At 46.3% G+C, this 14,840-nt stretch carries 13 protein-coding genes; 6 read left to right on the plus strand and 7 right to left on the minus strand.

Annotated elements, in window-relative coordinates:
* Window position 1: 1 nt before the first annotated feature.
* Both K3G25_RS12130 and K3G25_RS12135 read right to left on the minus strand, forming a co-directional pair.
* Window positions 2–1,414: a glycosyltransferase gene (locus K3G25_RS12130; protein WP_154817740.1), complete on the minus strand. Its 1,413-nt coding sequence runs from the start codon at window positions 1,412–1,414 to the stop codon at window positions 2–4.
* A 94-nt stretch (window positions 1,415–1,508) separates the two neighbouring features.
* Window positions 1,509–2,885, minus strand: a complete 1,377-nt coding sequence (locus K3G25_RS12135) for a sugar porter family MFS transporter (protein ID WP_007407509.1) — start codon at window positions 2,883–2,885, stop codon at window positions 1,509–1,511.
* A gap of 304 nt (window positions 2,886–3,189) precedes the next feature.
* Between K3G25_RS12135 and K3G25_RS12140 the strand changes: the two genes are divergently transcribed.
* The 3 genes from K3G25_RS12140 to K3G25_RS12150 all read left to right on the plus strand — a co-directional run bounded on the left by K3G25_RS12140 (window position 3,190) and on the right by K3G25_RS12150 (window position 6,019).
* Window positions 3,190–4,176 (plus strand): LCP family protein, encoded by a 987-nt coding sequence (locus K3G25_RS12140; protein ID WP_014419036.1) that lies wholly within the window; start codon window positions 3,190–3,192, stop codon window positions 4,174–4,176.
* Window positions 4,177–4,330: 154 nt separating this feature from the next.
* On the plus strand, window positions 4,331–5,188 hold the full coding sequence (locus K3G25_RS12145) for a Cof-type HAD-IIB family hydrolase (RefSeq protein WP_053285360.1): 858 nt from the start codon (window positions 4,331–4,333) through the stop codon (window positions 5,186–5,188).
* Between the two features lie 105 nt (window positions 5,189–5,293).
* Entirely contained in the window at window positions 5,294–6,019 is a 726-nt protein-coding gene (locus K3G25_RS12150) for a sunset domain-containing protein (RefSeq protein WP_038461639.1), read from the plus strand.
* A 38-nt stretch (window positions 6,020–6,057) separates the two neighbouring features.
* Here the strand turns inward: K3G25_RS12150 and K3G25_RS12155 are convergent, their stop codons facing one another.
* The 5 genes from K3G25_RS12155 to pgsB all read right to left on the minus strand — a co-directional run bounded on the left by K3G25_RS12155 (window position 6,058) and on the right by pgsB (window position 10,425).
* Window positions 6,058–7,293, minus strand: coding sequence for a C40 family peptidase (locus K3G25_RS12155; RefSeq protein WP_232489322.1), 1,236 nt, complete (start codon window positions 7,291–7,293; stop codon window positions 6,058–6,060).
* A gap of 150 nt (window positions 7,294–7,443) precedes the next feature.
* Window positions 7,444–7,605 (minus strand): extrachromosomal elements maintenance protein EdmS, encoded by a 162-nt coding sequence (locus K3G25_RS12160; RefSeq protein WP_003151344.1) that lies wholly within the window; start codon window positions 7,603–7,605, stop codon window positions 7,444–7,446.
* 7 nt (window positions 7,606–7,612) lie between these two features.
* Window positions 7,613–8,761 carry a CapA family protein gene (locus K3G25_RS12165; RefSeq protein WP_007614174.1) on the minus strand — a complete coding sequence of 383 codons (1,149 nt, stop codon included), beginning with the start codon at window positions 8,759–8,761 and terminating at the stop codon, window positions 7,613–7,615.
* Between the two features lie 18 nt (window positions 8,762–8,779).
* Window positions 8,780–9,229, minus strand: coding sequence for a poly-gamma-glutamate biosynthesis protein PgsC (gene pgsC, locus K3G25_RS12170; RefSeq protein WP_003151340.1), 450 nt, complete (start codon window positions 9,227–9,229; stop codon window positions 8,780–8,782).
* A gap of 14 nt (window positions 9,230–9,243) precedes the next feature.
* Window positions 9,244–10,425: a poly-gamma-glutamate synthase PgsB gene (gene pgsB / locus K3G25_RS12175; RefSeq protein WP_003151337.1), complete on the minus strand. Its 1,182-nt coding sequence runs from the start codon at window positions 10,423–10,425 to the stop codon at window positions 9,244–9,246.
* A gap of 731 nt (window positions 10,426–11,156) precedes the next feature.
* Between pgsB and K3G25_RS12180 the strand changes: the two genes are divergently transcribed.
* The 3 genes from K3G25_RS12180 to K3G25_RS12190 are packed head-to-tail and all read left to right on the plus strand — an operon-like array spanning window position 11,157 to window position 14,830.
* The gene (locus K3G25_RS12180; protein ID WP_232489323.1) at window positions 11,157–12,626 is read left to right on the plus strand and encodes a spore germination protein; all 1,470 of its coding nucleotides are present in this window, start codon (window positions 11,157–11,159) and stop codon (window positions 12,624–12,626) included.
* Window positions 12,616–13,707, plus strand: a complete 1,092-nt coding sequence (locus K3G25_RS12185; RefSeq protein WP_012118599.1) for a GerAB/ArcD/ProY family transporter — start codon at window positions 12,616–12,618, stop codon at window positions 13,705–13,707. The genes K3G25_RS12180 and K3G25_RS12185 overlap by 11 nt, the downstream gene beginning before the upstream one ends.
* The gene (locus K3G25_RS12190) at window positions 13,697–14,830 is read left to right on the plus strand and encodes a Ger(x)C family spore germination protein (RefSeq protein ID WP_014419042.1); all 1,134 of its coding nucleotides are present in this window, start codon (window positions 13,697–13,699) and stop codon (window positions 14,828–14,830) included. The genes K3G25_RS12185 and K3G25_RS12190 overlap by 11 nt, the downstream gene beginning before the upstream one ends.
* Window positions 14,831–14,840: the final 10 nt, after the last annotated feature.

Consider the following 14,840-nt stretch of genomic DNA (forward strand, 5'->3'; position numbering starts at 1 on the left):
TTCAGCCTGTTTTTTCGACACGGAGGAGAATTTGATAAATCCGGCTTTGTTCGGGCAGCTGTGTCACCGGAAATTGCATCGATTGCGCCATTCGTGTGATTTCCTGTAAAAACAGCTGCACCCGCTCATCCACGTGAACATACGTATAGGACTGCTTTTTCACAGCAAATGTCTTTTCCGGAAAGAGCGTGCGCACCGTCTGCGGCGTAAAAAACCGCAAGTGGGTGCGGTCGAGAATGCCGGCGTCTCTGTATGTCCAGTCACCGAGCAGAAGCGGGAACAGCGCTTCGGCGTGGGAAATATTCGGAATGCTGCAAACGATTGATCCGGCAGGCGACAAATAGGATGAGTACGTTTCAATGACGCGCCACGGGTCTTTTAAGTGCTCAAGGATGTCCGCGAAAATGATGCAATCAAAAAAGCCTTCCGGATAAGGCAGCTTCACTTCTTCGACATCTTCCTGCAGCACCGCTTCATAGTGTCCTTTTGCCGCTTGCGCCGCCAGCGGGTGCAGTTCTATTCCGTACAGTTCGCAAGGCTGTCTGTTTTGTAGTTCCAGCCCCGTAGCCCCCGCGCCGCAGCCGACATCAAGTATCCGTTTCGCCTCCCGGGGAACGAGCTCCGCAATTTCCGGTCTCGGATGAGTAAAGTACGTAAAATCAGTGCCCCATTTTTTCGTAAAACGCTGGCGGTTCTCCGAATATAACTGATTGATATTGATATCCTGATTAGCCGTAAACGTCGCGTGCCCGTGGTGATGCACAAAGGCATCGAGGGCGATGTGCAGGCTGTAGCCTTTTTGCAGGGCTCGCAGACATAGGTCATCATCTTCAAAAGAACCGTATCCGAATTGCTCATCGAACGGGCCGATGTCTTCAATGACGCTTTTTTTCACCAGAAGACAGAAGCCGACAAGGCGCAGCACCCGCTTTGTATGATGCTTTTCCCGTGCGCAATACGCCTCCGCGAATGACTCCAGCTCATCAAGCGATTGATACGCGTCATGGATCATTTGCGCGCCGCTGACATAATTGCTGACGGGCCCGACCATACCGGCTTTTTCAGAATGATACAGCACCCTCAGCATGGAGGTGAGCCAATTTTTCGTGACCATCGTATCGTTGTTCAGAAACAGCAGATTTTCTCCCCCTGCCGCTTCGATACCCTGGTTGCACCCTTTGGCGAACCCGAGGTTTTTTTCATTTAGGATGACTTTGACGTCAGGCAGATTTGATATGTATTCTCTCGTTCCGTCTGAGGAACCGTTGTCAACTATAATCAGTTCAATCTTATCTTTGTCGGTGTATCGTTCAATGCTGGCCAGACATTTTTTCGTCAGCTCAAGTTCATTATATGTAAGGATAATAATACTCGTTTTCACCGGCATCCCCGCCTTTATCGTGACTTTATACAACGTATGACATATCCCCGTCATTTATGTGACCGGGCGCCCGCTCGGCATCCGTTTTGAGGGGCCGGTGAATAACCCGCCCCCCTAAAACTGAATATTACGGATGAACTGTCCGCCGATTTGATTCTGATCCCGAGCCTCCGTTACGGCTTTTCAGATCCTGCTCAATTTCTTCAAGGCTTTTCCCCTTCGTCTCGGTCACTTTAAACCGGACGAACAGGAATGCCAGTATCCCGATCGCGGCATAAATGAGAAATAAATAGCTGATGCCGACTGCTTCCATTAACATCGGATAGGTTAATGAGACAATCAATGTTCCGGCATGCAGCATCAAAGTGGAGACACCCGTCCCGATACCCCGGACATGCAGCGGGAATAATTCAGGAAGCATGACCCATACGGCAGGCCCCCAGCTGACCGCAAACACAATGATAAACAGGCCTAAACAAATCACCGTTGTCCATGATGCGGCTGCTGAATGTTCAAAGAAAAGATTGACCGCGGCCAATACGAGCAGACTGATGACCATGCCCGCATTTCCGGCCAGCAGCAGCGGCTTCCGGCCGATCTTATCAATGACTTTAATAGCCGCAAGCGTCATGATGACATTGACGGCGCCGATTCCGACCGTTCCCAATATAGACGCGGAATTGCCGAACCCGACACTGGTAAATGTTTTCGGGGCGTAATAAATAATTGTATTTGTCCCGATGAATTGCTGCAAAAAGGCAAGTCCGAGGCCGGCAATCAGCGCGGGTCTCACCCACGGCTCAAACAATTCTTTCAAGCCGCCTTCGTTTTCCTTTTCCGCTTCTTTCATCTGATCAATCTCATCATCAATATTCTTCGTTCCCCGCAATGATGAAAGGATTTCTCTTGCTTTCTCTTCTTTGCCGATCGTAAACAGCCAGCGCGGGCTTTCCGGCATAAATAAGATTCCGATCAGCAGAATGACTGACGGCACAACCGCAAGTCCAAGCATCCAGCGCCAAGCGCCTGCATCGGCAAATATATAGTTCACGATATAAGAAACGAGGATTCCGACCGTAATCATCAGCTGATTCAGCGAAGAAAGCGCCCCCCGTTTATGCTTCGGAGCCAGCTCCGATAAATAGAGCGGAACGATCGTTGTAGATGTTCCGACAGCCAGTCCGAGAATGATCCGGAAAAGAACCATCACCTCTGTATTCGGGGCAAAAGCGACTCCTAAACCGCCTATACAAAACAGCAGCGCCGCTCCCATGATGGCCTTCCGCCTGCCGAACCGGTCGGTCAGTTTGCCGGCGAATCCCGACCCGAGAATCGCCCCCGCCAATAACGAACTGACGACGAGGCCTTCTGTAAAGGCGTTCAGTCCCAGTTCTTTTTTCATAAATAAAATAGCTCCGGAAATGACTCCGGTATCATATCCGTATAACGCGCCGCCGAGTGCGCCGAAAAAATAGAGCCATTTATTCGAGTGTATGCTTTTCATGTTATTTAGACTCCCTTCATCCAACGCTGTATCCGCGCGGAATTGTTCTACTGCTTCTTTTGCCTGTTTCCGTCCGTTTCAAACCTTCCGCACCGTTAATATCCATTATTTTACTAATTATTTTTTACAAAGCGACGAAACATTTCCCGCTTCCTGCCGTCCAATATAATGTGAACCTGATGCAAAAATAACAGTAGATGTTGTCGAAATAGAGAGAAAGATTTGGAATTTTCTCATTTGAAGAGTTGCTCCAAGTCAACAATTATGGTACGCTTCACAAAGAATAGAAACGAGAGGTAATGATATGGAAGAACGATCTCAACGCAGAAAAAAGAAAAGACGCCTCAGAAAATGGGTGAAATTTGTACTGGTATTCGCCGCTTTCTTATTGGTGATCGCCGGTTCCGTCGGCACCTACGCATTTGTGAAATTGAATAATGCGACCAAAGAAGCGCACGTCAGCCTTGACCGCGGCGACCAGTCCGTAAAACGGATCAAAGAATTTGACCCGAAGAAGGATTCTTTCACCGTATTGCTTTTAGGAATAGACGCCCGTGACAGTAAGGGTGAATCAGTAGATGACGCAAGAAGTGACGCCAACGTGCTCGTCACCTTCAACCGGAAAAAGAAAACAGCGACGATGCTCAGCATTCCGCGGGATTCCTATGTCAACATCCCGGGACACGGCTATGACAAATTCGCGCACGCACATGCTTACGGCGGTTATAATTTAACTTATAAAACAGTAGAAAACATGCTTGATATTCCGGTAGATTATGTGGTTGAGAGCAACTTCGACGCGTTCCGCGATGTCGTCAATGAGTTGAACGGCGTTACGGTAAATGTGAAAAGCCAGAAAATTGCCGATCGTATTAAGGTCGATACAAAAGGAAAAGTCGTGCTGAAGCCGGGCGTTCAGACGCTTGACGGTGAGCAGGCACTGGCTTATGTAAGAACACGCAAAGCGGACACCGATCTGATGCGCGGACAAAGACAGATGGAAGTGCTGAGCGCCATTATTAAAAAATCTAAATCGTTAAGCTCGATCCCATCTTATGACGATATCGTCGACAGCTTAGGGAAAAACTTAAAAATGAACTTATCTCTTAATGACGCCATCGGTCTGTTCCCGTTTATCACATCGCTGAAATCGGTGGATTCTTTGCAGCTGACAGGTTCAGACAGCTATATTTACACTCCTCAGTACGGCAAAAATATTTATTACTTCAAGCTGAATGAGGAAAACCTTCAAGAAGTGAAAACGAAATTAAAAAATGATTTAAACGCGTAAGATGTCACGGCGGGGTTAGCAAATCCCGCCGTTTTTCTGTTGAAAAAAAGGACATGAAGGTATAGCCTTTTAACTGACGGCTTTCTGCTGATTTCGCACAAAGCTGAACATACTACATGAAGCAGCTTTATTTTTAAGGAGGGCATCCATACATATGAAATTGATAGCCATTGACTTAGACGGCACATTACTGAACTCGGACAGTGTGATTTCTCCGGAAAACAGAGCGGCTTTACAAAGAGCGGATGAAGCGGGCATTCTCGTGGCCATCTGCACGGGCAGAGCCACATTTGATGTAAAAGCGCTCTTAAAGGATTTGGATATTCCGATCATTGCGGCAAACGGCGGGACAGTCCATGACAAAGGATACCGCCTCGTCAGCCGGCTCTTAATGGATCAGCAGGCCGGGAAGGATATCGCCGCTTATTTAACGGACAACAACATTTACTTTGAGGTCTATACAGATGATCATCTGCTGTCCCCGTTTGACGGCGAGTCCAAACTGCAGGCAGAACTGGACATTCTGAAAAGCGCCAATCCCAAGGAAGATATTCGGACATTATGGGAGGGCGCAAAGACGCAGTTCAAACAATTCGGCATTAAACCCGTGCAGGATATACAGGCGATTTTTAACGGAGACGAACATGTTTACAAGCTTCTTTGTTTCTCTTTTGATATGGAAAAACTGAGAAACGCCAAAGAAGAAATTACACATCATCCGAAATTATCCCAGACATCTTCCGGGAAACACATTATCGAAATCCTCCCTGCCGGTTCCGGAAAGGGACGTGCTCTGACGGAGCTTGCCTCACTGTACGGAATTGAAAAACAGGATATTTACGCCATCGGCGACAGCCCGAATGATTTCTCCATGTTTGAAGCGGCGGGAAACCGCATCGCAATGGGCAATGCGATTGATGAACTGAAGGAAAAAAGCACGTATATTACAAAAAGCAACGATGAAAACGGCGTCGCATATTTCATCAACCGGCTTCTCGACAACGAGCAATAAAAGGCAAAAGCCAGGTCTTTCACGGCCTGGTTTTTCATGTTTCCCAAAAAAGGAATTCCCAAAAATGAAAATAAATTGTAAGATAAAGAAAAAAGGAGTTTCATGATGTCGAATGCAATCGCTATTATAGGATGTTTAGCTTTTCTCTGCGCAGTCGGATACGGAATATTCCATCTCATATGCAAAGCGGCAAAAAAAGACAAACATTTTTCAAAAAAGCTGTTTTGGCCCCTTCTCATCGGCGGATTTATCCTGCTTCTGACCGGCGCCTCCCTCGCAGAGCCGGACGCCTCGGCCGTGAAGGCAGAGGAGAAATACAGCACCCTTGATACCGCTTATCAAAAATTGACGAAGGAACACCAGGCGCTTGAGAAAAAATATGAAAACATCAGTGCCGCGGCCGAAAAGGAGAAATCCGAAGCCGAAGCCGGCAATGAAGAAAAACTCAGCAAACTCAGCCAAGAGATAAGCGAGCTGAAAAAAACAAACAAATCACTCAAACAAGACAATGAGAAATTAAAAAATTCACAAAAGAAGCTCGAAAAGACCGCTGAAACGCTTCAGTCAGAAAATAAATCTTTAAAGCGGCAGAAAGCAGAAACAAAAACATCCGAAAACGCGGAAACGGCGCAAAACAACGCCCCTTCCTCCGGCGGACATGCCGAGACGAAAGCAGCCGGCACCTCACAGGGATGCGACATTAAAGGCAGCCGGAACGGCATTTATCACACGCCGGGAAGTACATACTACGACCGGACGACAGATCCCGCGGAAATGTTCTGTTCCGTAGAGGATGCGGTAGCGGCCGGATACAGAGCGCCGAAACGGTAAAAGAAAAAGACGTCAGAGACACTCTCTGACGTCTTTTTCTACGGGAGCCGGATGCTGCCCGCATATTTGTCCTTCCAATAAGCGCTTGTGTTCATATTTGTTATGGTAACGCCTGCGGACACGGTGACATGAATCACTTGTCCGTTCCCGATATAAATGGCCGGATTCAGGCTTTCCGCTTTAAAGAAGACCAGATCGCCGGGCTTCAGATCTTGTTTATCGACCGGAACGCCCGCCTGCATCTGCTTGTCCGCATAACGCGGCAGGCTGATTCCTTTCACTTTTTGATAGATGTATTGAACAAATCCCGCCGTATCAAAGCCGGTTTCCGGTGAAACGCCGCCTTTCAGATAAGAAATTCCGATATGATCGGCCGCTGTGGACACAACGGGATTTTCTTTAGAAATGGCTAAATTGCTGAATCGGCGCACCCCCGTAAAATGTTTTTTCCAATAATCTTCCGACAAGTAAGAAATGGTGACTTTTGCGGAGCGGCTTGCTTGGATGAACCTTCCCTCTCCCGCATAAATGCCCGCATGGGAAATTCCTTTTTTATACGTGTCGCTGAAATAAATCACGTCCCCGGGCTTTATGCCGCTCAGTTTGATTTTCTCACCGACCAGCCACTGCTGTTCCGCAGATCTCGGCAGGTAAATGTGAAGCTTGTTTTCAAAAACATATTGAACCAGCCCCGAACAGTCGAATCCCTCCTCGGGCGTGCTTCCGCCGAATACATACGGAATGTCGAGGTAAAGGGCTGCCTCCTGAACGATCGGATCATCAGCCAGTTCCGGATCTTTTGTAATCCGCTTTGCGCCAAGATATAAATTCATCCAATAACTGCTTTTTTGAAAGCGTGTGACGGTTACGCCTTCAGACGGAGAACTGTGTATCATCTCTCCGTTTCCGATATAAAGACCGTCATGGACGGGCGCGTTTTGTGTTGAATCCGACTTTTTGAAAAACACAAGATCTCCCGGTAAAAGGTCATTTTCTTTGACGGCGGCTCCGACTTCCCATTGATCACTGACCGTTCTCGGCAGATGGATGTTCTGCCTGCTGAAAAGATAATGGATCAATCCGGACGGATCAAAACCGTCCTCAGGCTCTTCGCCTCCGTAAACATATTTATTTCCGACAAGTTTTTGCGCGTCTGAAACGATCAGGACAGAAACTTGAGAATCCGCTTCAGCAATTTCCGTTCTCGTCACTGCAGGTGCCACAAGACAAATCATAAGGCCGGCAAGGATGTACTTCCTCCAGCTTGTGAGCATGTTTTCTATTCACTCTCCTTATTTTTGGTAGTTTTTACATCGGTAACTTTTAACAAATGTTTAGGAGAGTACACAAAAAAAGAATGCCCGATATGGGCATTCTTTACTGGATTCGGAACAAACAATATGCCGGCAAGCGGAATCATGCGCTTATTTTGCGCCCGCTGTGTCCTCTTGCTGAATTTTTTGCATTTCCGTGTCAATTTTTTGTTTTTCCTGATCTGTGAGCTGATCATTGTATTTAAACGCTGACATAAACATAAAGACCATAATGATCGCGGCAAACGGCCATCCCGCTTTAATGATTTTCATTTGTTTTTCACTCCGCTTTCTTTTTTAAGATATCGCTGTGATCCACATCAAACGTTAATTTTCCATCCTTGACGCTCCAATCGAAATTCGATTCTTTCGTGAGTTCACGTACGATCGTTTTATGATTGATGCTGCCTTTTTTAACCGGTGCAGGCGTTGCTTCATGAATATTCATCGGCGTGACTTCAAAGCGTCCCGTGCCGTTTTTCTGCAGATGATATTGAACAAGCGCCGTGTCTCTCGTTCTTGTCCACCCCTGGTCGAATACGAAGTTGCCCAGGCTGTAGAAAATAACGGTGCCGTGGTACATTTCGATCGGTTCCAGCACGTGCGGATGGTGTCCGACGATAATATCCGCTCCGGCATCTGACATTGCTCTTGCCAATTGGCGCTGTCTGTCATTCGGATCATTATCGTATTCCTGTCCCCAGTGTGTTTGAACAATGACAAGATCGGCTTTCTTTTTGGCTTTAGAAATCATCGGAATAAACAGCTCTGGATCGGCCGGAAGCACACCCGGCGCATTTCGTTTAGCTGCAAAGCCTTTTCCTGAAACATCAGTGAAACCCAGTGTTGCGATTTTGATTCCGTTTACATCTTGATACGAAATGTTCTGTTCGGCTTCCTTCAGCGTGAGGCCCGCGCCGACAAGTTCAAGATTTTGCTTTGAAAACTCTTCAACCGTATCCCGCATTCCTTGAGGGCCGTAATCCATCGCATGGTTGTTGGCTGCCGTGAGAACGGTGAAATTCATGTCCTTCAATACTTTTACGGCATCTTTGTTTGACTGAAGGTGAATATTTTTTTCTGCTTCTTTGTAGTTCTTTTTATATGTAACCGGGTTTTCAAAGTTCCCCGACACATAGTCGGATGCTTCGAAGAATGGCTTTGCGTAACGGAAGACACTCTCCGTGCCTTTATGCTTTGTCACTTTCTCGACATTCCGGCCCATCATAATATCTCCGACGAATGAGGCTGATACAAGGTCATCTGCATTTCTTTTCACACTCGGCGTTTCCGCCTTCCCTGTCAGGATGCAGACGAACATCAGGCAAAAGACGATCGGCAGCGCGATAAAAACGTGAAGATTGGTCTTCTTTTTCTGCTGTTTGGTCAGCTTCAGCAGTTTTTCTTGAAAGCTTAATTGTTTTTTCATCGTTTGACACACCTTACATTAGATTAAGTAGTAAGCAAACATAATGGCAAAAGTTGCGCCGCTTAAGAATAGCGTGCTGGCAAATGTAATCGTTAATCCCTGTTTCTGAATGGTATTGGCGATCAGACCCGGTACGATGATACCGATTCCGCGGAATTCTGATATCTCAAACGGTACGATCGGATAAAGGAAATCAAGGGCGATTTTTAAGCAGATTCCCGTTATCAGCATAGCTGCGAATTTTCTGCGTCCGTACAAAATCATAAATCTGGATAAACCGTATTTGACGATCACGTATGTAAGAAGACTCACTAACAATACGAGTAAAATAAAGACCGGCTGGTTAAAAACGAGCCCTAAATAACCCGGCACGACTAAACCGGCAGGTACGATACCTGTTTTTTCCGCGAAAATTAAACTGATTAACACGCCTAAAATAAGTGAGATGTATAAATCTGATCCGAACATTTATCCTTTTCCTCCTAGCTAACGAGCTGTTTCACCTTATACTCTTGAATTTTTTCAATTAATGGTTCCGCTGAACCGTGGATATTGCCGACGCCATATATGACACGGTTTTGCATTCTTGTTTTCAGCACGTCCATGATTTCGTCTGTTGATTTATATTCCAGATCGTGCAGTGTATCGGCAGGAATCTTGCCTTCTTCATAAGCTCTGACGATCGGTTCTGTCGTCTCGCCGATGAGTATGAGTTCCTTCGTTTTAATGTACGGAAGCACGTCGTTTGCGAACTGAATCGTTCTGTCCACACGGTCGGCACGGCAGTTCATGATGACGATCGGTTCATCTGTCGGGTAGCCGATTTCCTTTACACGTTTCCATATATTCAAAGTAGAAGATGCATCATTTGCGGCAAAGCCGTTTACGAAATGACCGGGCTCCTTCGTGCTGAGCAGCGGCAGGATTCTCATGGCGCCAGGATCAGGCGGCGCATTCAGCATTCCTTTAAACGCCGTTTCTTCATCTATCCCAAGAGCCTGGGCAACGCCGAGCGCAAGGGAAGCGTTATCAGGAAAGACCATATATTCAAATTTACGAAGGTATTCATCTGTAATTTTAGAGTTATCCGCAATAATGACCTCGGTATTCCGCTCTGCGGCTTTTTCTTTAAAGAAGTCTGTGTATTCACTGTCTGTAATGACAAGGTGACCGTTATACGGTATCGTCGCGGTAAAAGCTTCAGCGATTTCATCAAGCGTCGGCCCCATGACGTCCATATGGTCTTCAAGCACATTCACGATGACGCCGATGTTGGCTTGAAGGAGTTCTTCCTGAAAGATAATCTGATAATCCGGGTTTACCGCCATACATTCACTGACAATGGCATTGGCGCCCCGTTCTACGGTTTCCTTCATTACTTCTTTTTGCTCGCCGATATTCGGGCCCTGCGGTTTCCGTTTGATCGGTTTCTCCTCAGGTGTATCCCAATAGATCATCCTTGCATCTGTTCCCGTCGTTTTTCCGACTGTTTTGTAGCCCGCCTCCATCAGTATTCCGGTCGTCAGCCTCGTTACGGTTGACTTTCCGCGGATACCATTAATATTGACGCGTACTGGCAGAGCATCGATATTCTTCTGATGCCGCCTTTTTTCAATGATTCCGATGATTAGTACGGCAGCACAGGCTATAATGAGTAACCACATTGATTTTTGACATCTCCTTCTGTATTGATAAATTCATTCATCAGTATATAGCTTCACTATGAATTCTCAATCGGCATTATGTAACATAATCTTCCCGCTTTCACTGAGCCAAACTTCTCTATTAGTGACGCTATTCTTCCTATTATCGAATTGCTTTTTTTGGGAATAGGCAGGACTTCAACCTTACTTCAATTTTTCAAAAGAAAAATGAATGCGTTTACATTTTCGCGCAGAAATTCATTTGGACCAATGGAACTATTCGCGTTCCGGAAGAAAAAGATGTAATGATAATCCATCTTTTCCAGCCCGTTTGTATCAGCGTTTTTCGCACTGCGCATACGTTTCGGGACTCTCTGTCCGCTGTATGCAGACTGCCTGTTTTGTTAAGGATAAGGTCTTAAAGTCATTCATTTTTCCCCCGTATCCTGCTTTCAGTCCCATTCCAAAATAACTAGCGGAATGACTGGTACATGACAGAAAAAGACGGGTCCGGAGTGTTTACAAGAAATACACATTTTATATGCGGAAAGCCTTTCTCCTTTTAAACCATTTACAGGACGTTTATCACTCTTTTGAAATAATTTTAATAAATCTTTATATTCGTTCAAGAAATATTCATCCATAATTGTGAAGTTCTTGGTAAAACATCAGGGAACTCCTCTATTTTATAAAATGCATAAAAAAGGAATACCCGCTGAAAACTACAGATAACCAGGAAAGGAGGCGGTCTGATGTCTGCGGATAAACAAAACAAACGGATTCCCGGCGATTTTGAATCGGCTGTACGGGAAATGCAGGAGCTGATGTGTGTTTGCGGTGATTTTAAAATACGAAGGATCAAACTGCAGGACCGTCATACCGCTTTCTTTTATATTGAACAAATGATAGAAGAACAGAAGCTGAATGAGTTTCTGTTAAGCGACACCCTGCAAAACGGCCCGCTTGAGGAAACGATGAATGCTGTCAGCAGTGCGGAAACGGATGAAACCAGAAAACTCATTGACGGGATTTTGGCAGGCCAGGTTGTTTTTCTCAGCGATGCATCGAAGAAAGCGAAGCTGTTTTCCGTCGGCCAGAATCCGCTGCGTTCCATTATGGAACCCGAATCTGAAAGTATCGTCCGCGGCGCCCATGACGGGTTTGTGGAAAGTTTGGAAACGAACATTCATCAGCTGCGGTTTCACATACAGGACCGCCATCTCTCCGTTCATTATATGGATATCGGGGAAAGAGCCAAATCAAAGGTTGCGGTTATCTTTGTTGAGAATATCGCCAATCCGGAGATTGTGGAAGAAGTGAAGCGGCGCCTGTCATACCTGCGTATAGACAGCGTGCTTGCGCCCGGGATTATCGAGGAATCAATAGAAGATAATTCGTTTTCCATTTTTCCGCAGATCATTCATACGGAACGGCCGGATAAAGCAAAAGCATGCGTGATGGAAGGCTGTGTGCTGATCATGATGGATGGGAGCCCGTCGGCTTTGATTGCGCCGATCACATTCTTTTCTTTTTTTCAATCGCCGGATGACTACAGCACGAGATGGATTTCCGCCAGTTTTTTAAGAGTGCTGAGATTTTTCGCCTTTATGATCGCGATTACGCTGCCCGCTTTTTATATCGCGCTGATTGCATTTCATTTTGAAGTCATTCCCAACGATCTGATTATCACCATGAAAAATTCGATTGTTGATATTCCCTTCCCTCCGCTGATAGAAGCCATGATTATGGAGATTACGATTGAACTGATCCGCGAAGCCGGTATCAGGCTGCCGAAACCGATCAGTCAGACGATCGGCATTGTCGGCGGTCTCGTGATCGGTGACGCAGTCGTTCAGGCGGGACTCATTTCTAATATGATGATCATCGTCGTAGCCGTTACGGCCGTTTCTTCTTTTGTGCTTCCTTCATATGAAATGAGCACGTCCATCCGAACGCTCAGATTTCCGCTTATGTTTCTGGCATCTTCGTTCGGTTTTATCGGCATCGCACTCGGCTTCGGGCTTATTCTGATGAACCTGTGCAAGCTTGAATCACTCGGCGTCCCTTACTTATCATCTCTGACGCCGTTTCATTTCAGCGACTTGAAGGATGCATTTATCCGGCTGCCGGCTTGGTTTATTAAAAGAAGGCCTTTTTATTTGAGACCGCAAGACTCAAAGCAGATAAAACATGTTCGGGGGTGGAGAAAAGATGAAGCCTAAAAAAATCAGCCCGCTTCAAGGCGTGTTTTTCATCAATCAGACGCAGATCAGCATCGGCATTTTGGCGCTGCCCCATTTACTGATGATGAAATCGGGAAGCAGCGGATGGATTTCCATTCTGCTTACCGGATTGCTCGTCCAGCTTACATTCAGCCTGTATATGATATTATTTCACCGGTTTCCGAAGCTGAACCTGTACGAAATGCTGGAGGAGGTGTTCGGAACACTTGCCGGCAAAGGGGTGCAGGTGCTGTATATTTTATATTTCGCGTTTCTCTGCACGCTCATTCTTTCTGTATTTACACGGATATTGGATATCTGGGTGCTCCCGCAGACTCCGAATTGGGTGGTCAGCTTAATGCTGATCCTCGGTTCTGTCTATATCGCCCAGGCCCCGCTGAATGCGATCGCCAGGTTCAGCTTTATCTTAACACCGTTTTTGCTGCTGATCTCTCTGCCGATTTTATACACGCTGGGAAAAGCCGATATCACATACATTATGCCGATTTTTCACGGAACCGCAAAAGACATGCTTACCGGGGTGCAGCAAACACTTGTCAGCATTACCGGCTTTCAGGCGGCGCTCGTGATCGGGCCCCTAATCAACTGCACCGTCAGCCAGCGCTACAAAATACTGACGATTTCAAACATCTTGATTATCCTTTATTACCTGTATATCACCCTTACTTGCTTTGTCACAATCAGCCCCGAAGAAATAAAAATGATCCCGGAGCCTGTGCTGTACCTGTTAAAAACCGTTTCATTCAGAATTATCGAACGGACGGATCTGCTCTTTTTGACGTTTTGGTTCGTGACCGTCTTTTCAACGCTGGCCAACGTGTTTTACTTGGCAAGCACCGGCATCGCCAAGCTGTTCAATCAAAAAGACCACAGCCGGTTTGTTTATCCGCTGGCCCTGCTCGTCTTCCTTCTGTCTATTTGGGCCACAAGCACGGATAAAACGATACAGCAGCTGGATCAGTTTTTCCGCATTTCTGATATTGTGTTTGTGTATTTGTTTCCGTTATTTATGGTATTGATTGTCCTTGTACGCAAAAAGGGTGTCCGCCATGCGCATTAAAAAAGCGGTTCTTATCAGTCTCATGTGCGCAAGCCTGACACTTGCGGGCTGCTGGGATCAAAATTTGCTGAAAGATATTTCTCTCGTGCTGACCGCAAGCCTTGATGTTGATCATGACGGTAAAAATAAAATCGGCATCACCTATCGGAAGGTTCAGTCGTCCCAGGCGGAACAGGAAACGGGCGGCTCATTCATTACGACGGTGCTCAGCGCTTCCGGGCACACCATCCGTGAAGCGCGGTTTCAATTGGATAAGCTTGTCGATCAGCGCATTGACACGTCCAAGCAAAGAGTCTTATTAATCGGTGAGAAAATGGCGGAAAAACCGCTTTTTCCTTATCTCGATGTCTTTTACAGAGATCCGAAAAGCCCGCTTCTCGCTCATCCGGCGGTTGTAAAAGACGGCGAGGCGATTGAAGTGCTGAAGCTGATCGTCCGGCAGAAATTGATCGTCAGCAAGTATTTAACGAATTTATTAACAAGCGCTAATGCGGAATCAAATATCAGCATGGAAAATTTGCAATCCATCCGTTCAAGCATGCTGACGGCTGATAAGGATTTCGCCCTTCCTTATTTATCGATTAACGGACAGACGATAAAGGTAGAGGGTTCTGCCCTGTTCAGCGGCCAGCGGAAAGTGACTGAGGTGCTCGGTCAGGATTCGACCCTCCTGACCCTTTTAAGCGGGCAATTTAATAAATCGGCTAATATTAATCTGAAGCTGTGGGACAAATACAAAATGGATATTGAAAATTATCTTTCTCTCGGCATCACGGATGCCACGCGAAAGATTGTATTTATAGATACAGATCCGCAGCATATAAAAGTGAAAATCCGTTTGAAACTGAATGCACGCGTCTTGGAATATCCGAAGGACAAGCTGAATTCTTATACGGCAATCGACCAAATGAACAAACAAGCCTCAGCAAATCTGAACGGGCAGGCCAGATCGGTGATCAGCCATATTCAGGAGCACAACTCGGATATCCTCGGCATCGGCCGGAACTATCAAACCCATTATTATGAGCGGGGCAAGCGGCTCAATTGGCGTGAGGTCTATCCTTCCATCGAGATCGTCCCTGATATCAAAGTGAATATCTCGCAAATCGGCATCGTGAACTAAAAGAGACCCC

It is taken from the genome of Bacillus sp. FCW2 (assembly GCF_021228595.1).
Taxonomy (GTDB): domain Bacteria; phylum Bacillota; class Bacilli; order Bacillales; family Bacillaceae; genus Bacillus; species Bacillus velezensis.